The organism is Undibacterium umbellatum (assembly GCF_014284125.1).
Lineage (GTDB): Bacteria > Pseudomonadota > Gammaproteobacteria > Burkholderiales > Burkholderiaceae_D > Undibacterium > Undibacterium umbellatum.
The window spans coordinates 1-630 of record NZ_JACOFX010000067.1 but is presented as its reverse complement, the minus strand read 5'-3'; the positions used below and the strand labels follow the sequence as shown (position 1 = coordinate 630).

Genomic DNA, 630 nt, shown 5'->3' with positions numbered 1-630 from the left:
TGCAGCAACAAGCAGAGCCAAGCCAGTAAAAGCCACGAATGTCAGTCCAGAAGAAGCGGCGTTGCTGAAAGAAATCGACGCCATCAACGACCTCAAGAGAACGGAAGTTTCAGTTGAAGTCGCAGGCAGAGCACGCAGCGGAGAAAAAGGTCTCTCTGCCCTGACCGACATAGAAATTCCCATAGAAGCCCGCATCAACACCCTTGGTCTTGGCCAGTTTGGTCTCAAGATCATCCCCGTCGTTGTCGATGCTGGCACCCTGTTCCAGAACGACCCCGCAGTCTCGGGCCAGTTTGGCCGCAATGCCATCGTGGTAGAACGCGCCAGATACGCCAAAGTTCCATTCACCACCATCGCCCGCCAGCAAGGCCTCCCCAATGTCGCCACACTCGACCAGGAAGCCAAAGGCGTCGCCCTCAACCTCAGCTACGAACTCGCAGGCGTCAGAGCAGATATAGGCTCCAGCCCCATAGGCTTCCCCGTCCAGAACGTTGTTGGCGGACTGCGCTGGAGTGGCAGCGACGATGGACTCAGCCTCGGCATCGAAGTTGCCCGCCGCTCAGTCAGCGACAGCTACCTCTCCTATGCTGGCGCCAAAGACAGCCTGTATGGGCTCACCTGGGGTGGCGT

The 630-nt window shown here is 58.3% G+C and carries 1 protein-coding gene; it reads left to right on the top strand.

Annotated features, from left to right (window positions below; genetic code table 11):
• A partial coding sequence (locus H8L47_RS29205; RefSeq protein WP_186957337.1) for a cellulose synthase subunit BcsC-related outer membrane protein occupies positions 1-630 on the top strand: 630 nt, incomplete at both ends.